At 70.9% G+C, this 4,103-nt stretch carries 5 protein-coding genes; 2 read left to right on the forward strand and 3 right to left on the reverse strand.

The genetic code is table 11. The features are described 5' to 3' along the window. Positions 1 to 65: 65 nt before the first annotated feature. Both leuD and leuC read right to left on the reverse strand, forming a co-directional pair. Complete coding sequence (leuD, locus tag UWG_RS0124920) at positions 66 to 656, reverse strand: 3-isopropylmalate dehydratase small subunit (RefSeq protein WP_016909917.1); 591 nt, start codon at positions 654 to 656, stop codon at positions 66 to 68. Positions 657 to 658: 2 nt separating this feature from the next. Then, the gene (leuC, locus tag UWG_RS0124925) at positions 659 to 2,086 is read right to left on the reverse strand and encodes a 3-isopropylmalate dehydratase large subunit (protein ID WP_016909918.1); all 1,428 of its coding nucleotides are present in this window, start codon (positions 2,084 to 2,086) and stop codon (positions 659 to 661) included. Between the two features lie 177 nt (positions 2,087 to 2,263). On the opposite strand from leuC, the gene ndgR reads away from it, so the two are divergent. After that, positions 2,264 to 2,980 (forward strand): IclR family transcriptional regulator NdgR, encoded by a 717-nt coding sequence (ndgR, locus tag UWG_RS0124930; RefSeq protein WP_029391751.1) that lies wholly within the window; start codon positions 2,264 to 2,266, stop codon positions 2,978 to 2,980. A gap of 77 nt (positions 2,981 to 3,057) precedes the next feature. Here ndgR and UWG_RS0124935 read toward each other — a convergent pair whose 3' ends face one another. Further along, the gene (locus UWG_RS0124935) at positions 3,058 to 3,555 is read right to left on the reverse strand and encodes a DUF4188 domain-containing protein (RefSeq protein WP_016909920.1); all 498 of its coding nucleotides are present in this window, start codon (positions 3,553 to 3,555) and stop codon (positions 3,058 to 3,060) included. A 160-nt stretch (positions 3,556 to 3,715) separates the two neighbouring features. Here UWG_RS0124935 and UWG_RS0124940 point away from each other — a divergent pair. Further along, positions 3,716 to 4,103: MerR family transcriptional regulator (locus tag UWG_RS0124940; RefSeq protein ID WP_016909921.1), on the forward strand; the 388-nt coding region annotated here is incomplete at its 3' end.

Raw genomic sequence — 4,103 nt, forward strand, 5'->3', positions numbered from 1 at the left:
AAGGCGCCGGTGCAGCCAACTGCCGCTGCTGCGGCCGGAGATCGGCCGGCGTCTCACCGTCCGGCTCACACGAGGGTGCGCGGCTTGAACGCCGCGCGCGACGACTCGTACGCGGCGATCGCCTCCTCGTTCTTCAGCGTGAGGCTGATGTCGTCGAGCCCTTCCAGCAGACGCCAGCGGGAGTTCTCGTCGAGCTCGAAGGACGCCTCGACGCCCGGGGCGCGCACCGTGCGCTCCTGAAGGTCGACGGTCACCTCCGTCGTCGGATCGGCCTCGACCAGCTCCCACAGCCGCTCGACGGTCTCCTGCGGGAGCACCACCGTCAGCAGGCCGTTCTTGAGTGAGTTGCCGCGGAAGATGTCGGCGAACCGAGGGGAGATGACGGCCTTGAAGCCGTAGTTCTGCAGCGCCCAGACGGCGTGCTCGCGCGAGGAGCCCGTGCCGAAGTCCTCGCCCGCGACGAGCACCGTGGCGCCCTGGTACGCCTCCTGGTTGAGGACGAACTCCGGGTCCTTGCGCCAGGCTTCGAAGAGGCCGTCCTCGAAGCCGTCCCTGGTGACCTTCTTCAACCAGTGGGCGGGGATGATCTGGTCGGTGTCGACGTTGCTGCGGCGCAGCGGTGCGGCCCGACCCGTGTGCGTGGTGAAGGCTTCCATGATCAGCGGGCTCCTGCGGTCTCGTTGGCGTCGGCGAGGTCGGAGGGCGAGGAGAGTCGGCCCAGCACCGCGGTGGCGGCGGCCACCTGCGGCGAGACAAGGTGGGTCCGGCCGCCCTTGCCCTGCCTGCCCTCGAAGTTGCGGTTGGAGGTCGAGGCCGCCCGCTCCCCCGGGTCGAGCTGGTCGGGGTTCATGCCGAGGCACATCGAGCAGCCGGCGTGCCGCCATTCGGCACCCGCCGAGGTGAACACCTTGTCCAGCCCCTCCTCCACGGCCTGGAGCGCGACGCGCACGGAACCGGGTACCACGAGCATGCGCACGTCCCCCGAGACCCTGCGGCCGTCGAGCACCTGGGCCGCGGAACGCAGGTCCTCGATACGGCCGTTGGTGCAGGAACCGACGAAGACGGTGTCCACGGGGACCTCGCGCAGCGGCTGCCCGGCGGCGAGCCCCATGTACTCCAACGCACGCTCGGCCGCGAGCTTCGCCGACTCGTCCGCGAAGGAGGCCGGGTCGGGGACGGAGGCCGAAAGGGGCGCGCCCTGGCCGGGGTTGGTGCCCCAGGTGACGAACGGTGCGAGTTCGTCGGCCTCGATGACGACCTCGTGGTCGTAGACGGCGTCGGCGTCGGTGCGCAGCGTCTTCCAGTAGGCGACGGCGGCGTCCCACTCCTCGCCCTCGGGCGCGTGCTCGCGGCCCTGGAGGTAAGCGAAGGTGGTCTCGTCCGGGGCGATCATGCCGGCGCGGGCGCCCGCCTCGATGGACATGTTGCAGATGGTCATCCGCGCTTCCATCGAGAGCTTCTCGATCGCCTCGCCGCGGTACTCGATGACGTATCCCTGGCCGCCGCCCGTGCCGATCCTGGCGATGATCGCGAGGATGAGGTCCTTCGCGGTGACGTCCGCGGGGAGTTCGCCGTTGACGGTGACCGCCATCGTCCTGAAGGGCGCCAGCGGAAGCGTCTGGGTGGCGAGTACGTGCTCGACCTGGCTGGTGCCGATGCCGAAGGCGAGGGCGCCGAACGCGCCGTGGGTCGAGGTGTGGCTGTCCCCGCAGACGACCGTGGTGCCTGGCTGGGTGAGTCCCAACTGGGGGCCCACGACGTGGACTACGCCCTGCTCGACGTCGCCGAGCGGGTGGAGCCGGACGCCGAAGTCGGCGCAGTTCTTGCGGAGCGTCTCCAGCTGGGTGCGCGAGACGGGGTCGGCGACCGGCTTGTCGATGTCGAGCGTCGGGGTGTTGTGGTCCTCGGTCGCGAGGGTGAGGTCGGTGCGACGCACCTCGCGGCCGGCCTTGCGCAGGCCGTCGAACGCCTGCGGGCTGGTGACCTCGTGGAGCAGGTGCAGATCGATGAAGAGAAGGTCCGGCTCGCCTTCCGCGCGCGTGACGACATGGTCGTCCCAGACTTTCTCCGCGAGTGTCCGTCCCATCGCTATCCCTCCGGCCGGCGGCGGTGCCGACCACTTCTCGAGACCAGTTGCGCCACCCATTTCCGCCCGCGGCGGTGGCTCGCATTCGCCTCCGGGGTGGCCGCCGTCACTACAGATTGGCGCTTTCCGTGGAAGCGTGAACTTGCGTTTCATACTTTGAGACGCGAGTATCGTTTCATGGACAACTCTAGTGGCGTCGGTGTTCTCGACAAGGCAGCTCTCGTTCTGAGCGCTCTGGAGTCCGGTCCGGCAACCCTCGCGGGTCTCGTCGCCTCGACCGGTCTTGCGCGCCCCACGGCGCACCGGCTGGCGGTGGCGCTCGAGCACCACCGCATAGTCGCGCGCGACATGCAGGGCCGATTCATACTCGGCCCCCGGCTCGGCGAACTCTCCGCGGCGGCAGGCGAGGACAGGCTCCTCGCCTCCGCCGGTCCCGTGCTCACGCACCTGCGCGACATCACGGGCGAGAGCGCCCAGCTCTACCGCCGCCAGGGCGAGATGCGCATCTGCGTCGCGGCGGCCGAGCGCCTCTCCGGACTCCGGGACACCGTGCCCGTCGGCTCCACCCTTCCCATGAAGGCGGGTTCGGCCGCCCAGATCCTCATGGCCTGGGAGGAGCCCGAGCGGCTCCATCGCGGGCTCCAGGGCGCCCGGTTCACCGCCACCGCGCTCTCCGGCGTACGCCGTCGCGGCTGGGCGCAGTCGATCGGCGAGCGCGAGCCGGGTGTGGCCTCCGTCTCAGCGCCCGTACGCGGACCCTCGAACCGGGTCGTCGCCGCCGTCTCGGTCTCCGGACCGATCGAGCGGCTGACGCGCCACCCCGGGCGGATGCACGCGCAGGCCATCGTCGACGCCGCCACGCGGCTCAGCGAGGCCCTGCGGCGCACGGGCTGACGGGCAGCGCGGGGCGTGCGCCGCACACGCCCCGCGCCCGGACAACGGATCGCCCCGCCCTTGCGCGGTCGGGACCGTCAGGCCCCGGCCCGCCCCGCGCGGAGCCGCTCAGCGGCGCTCTCGCCCCTGCGCTGCACAGGCTGAGTGCCGTGCGCGGCACCGAGGCCGTGGCGGGGCATGTCGGTGTAGACGCATTCGTAGCGGCCCGGAGGCACCAGGTACGTCTCGTGCCAGATGCCGACGCACCCTTCCGCCTTGCGTGCCCGGCGGTTGAAGTCCGTCCAGGCGGGGCGGTGCCCGCACTCGGGGGCCGCCGCGTAGGCGTAGAGCTTCTCGCGCGACTCCCAGTACTGGACGACCACGAACTCGCGCGGACCGGCGAGGTGTACGCGGGCACCGAGCAGGCCCGAGGACGGGTCGGCGGAGAGCTCCTTGAGCATCTCCGGCATCACCTTGAACACCGGCAGCCAGTGGCGCAGCGCGCGCAGCCGGTTGATCCGCATGCCGATGAGGAAGACGACGACGTCTCCTTCGGCGGCCGTCGTCCGCCGCCCTTGTTCCACCACTGCACCCATGGTGCTCCCCCTTGCAGGCGTTGCGCAGATACTGGATAGTGCGGCTATCCCGCACACTTGGATAGTCCTACTCTCCAAGGTTGCAGGCAAGGGGTTTCTCGAACTTGCGTGCTGCGGGGCGGTGTTCGTCGGCCCACGTGCGGTGAAAGGGGTTCTCGGGGTGCGGCTCTCGGAACTGAGCGAGCGGAGCGGAGTGCCCGTCGCGACGGTCAAGTACTACCTGCGGGAGGGGCTGTTGCCGGCGGGCGAGCGTGTCAGCACGACCCGCTCCGAGTACGGCGAGGAGCACTTGCGGCGGCTCGGTCTGGTCCGCGCGCTCGTCCAGGTGGCGAAAATGCCGATCGCCACCGTCCGCGCCGTACTCGCCGCGGTCGACGCCCCGGGGAGCACGCTGCACTACCGCCTCGGGGCCGCGGTGAGCTCGCTGCCGGACGGTGTCGAGACCGAGAGGGACGGCGTCGAGCCGGCGGTCGAGCGGACCGTCAGGGAGCTACTGGCCCGACTCGGCTGGGAGTTCGGCCTTTCGGCGGGCGAGGGGTACCCGCCGT

Source organism: Streptomyces xiaopingdaonensis (assembly GCF_000262345.1).
GTDB lineage: Bacteria > Actinomycetota > Actinomycetes > Streptomycetales > Streptomycetaceae > Streptomyces > Streptomyces xiaopingdaonensis.